1 protein-coding gene is annotated in these 571 nt (G+C 59.5%); it reads right to left on the bottom strand.

Annotated elements, in window-relative coordinates; translation table 11 throughout:
- Positions 1–355 precede the first annotated feature (355 nt).
- On the bottom strand, positions 356–571 hold a 216-nt coding region (locus NW837_RS15445; RefSeq protein WP_414332550.1), incomplete at its 5' end, for a hypothetical protein.

Genomic DNA, 571 nt, shown 5'->3' with positions numbered 1-571 from the left:
ACTGCCCCATCGCGATGGGGTTCGTCTGCGTGGTGATGGTTATGACCTGCCAGGGGTCAATCATTCCCAGACGGCTGGGCAGTGCGTGAAAACCCGTCGCGAACAGGCGCGTGTTGCCGACCCAGTTCAGCTGGGCAACCGCCGCCGTCGCCAGCCACATAATCAACCCGAAAACTATCCAGCCGCGTCGCATAGACATATTATAGCCCAAGTTAGGTTATAATAGTGCGCGGAGGCACACGATGCGCTGGACGCCTGTGTGGACAGGGGTCATATGACCTCAATCGCGACGGCGTTGTGGACGATGCAGATCTGCTACTCGTGCTGATGAATTTTGGCGCGGGCGGTTAAGAGGCTACCCCAACAACAGGTCGCACAGTGCATCTACCGCCTCATCCACCTGCTGGCGGATCTCGATGGCGGTCGGCTCGTCAATACGAATGAGTTCCGAGAGTTCCGCGCGTGGGTAGGCAGTTTCAAGGACAGGCGCGCCCCGTTTTTCAGCCTCCCACAGGTCGGCTTGCATGACCGCCGCTGTCAGCAGCCGTGTATCGCCTTCGGGCAGGTAGGG

It is taken from the genome of Synechococcus sp. R6-10 (genome assembly GCF_047461815.1).
Classification (GTDB): Bacteria; Cyanobacteriota; Cyanobacteriia; order Thermostichales; family Thermostichaceae; genus Thermostichus.
This window is presented reverse-complemented; position numbering and strand designations above follow the sequence as displayed.